Annotated in this window: 1 pseudogene; it reads left to right on the forward strand. The window is 37.0% G+C overall.

The annotated features are described in order from the left end of the window. Positions 1–15: 15 nt before the first annotated feature. A pseudogene (locus tag DOT_RS30885) lies at positions 16–506 on the forward strand (exopolyphosphatase); the annotation flags it as partial.

Below are 506 nucleotides of genomic sequence, written 5' to 3' on the forward strand. Positions count from 1 at the left end.
GGGGTTGAAGTTTCCATGTATACGATCGATGGATTGAAATTTACAGAATATCTTAAAATGGGACCGTTGAGATTAAGAGAAATCCTCTATACTTTAGAAACAAAAACGATCTCTTTCCCTAAGGTTATGGAAGAGTATATCGAAAGTAAGATCTATTTGCTTAAGCCCAAACTGAAGAAAATGCCGATCAAGAACTTTATTGGACTGGGTGGTTATCTGAGCACAATCTTAGAAATGTGTCATTTGGAAAATCAAACCTATCTTAGTAAGGAACGTTTAGAGGAACTCTATCTCCAAGTCCGAGAGATGAATACTGACCAGATGGTTGAGGCGTTTAATATTTCATCGGCTAATGCCGAATTATTATTACCAGCGATTTTAATATTTCATAGCTTTTTAAGCAAGACAAAAGCGATGGGTATCTATGCACCCATGATTACCAACCGTCAAGGCATTCTTTATGGACTTATTGATAAGCTCTACGAAATACCCAGAAGAACAAACGC

Origin of the sequence: Desulfosporosinus sp. OT, from assembly GCF_000224515.1 — a bacterium.
GTDB lineage: Bacteria > Bacillota > Desulfitobacteriia > Desulfitobacteriales > Desulfitobacteriaceae > Desulfosporosinus.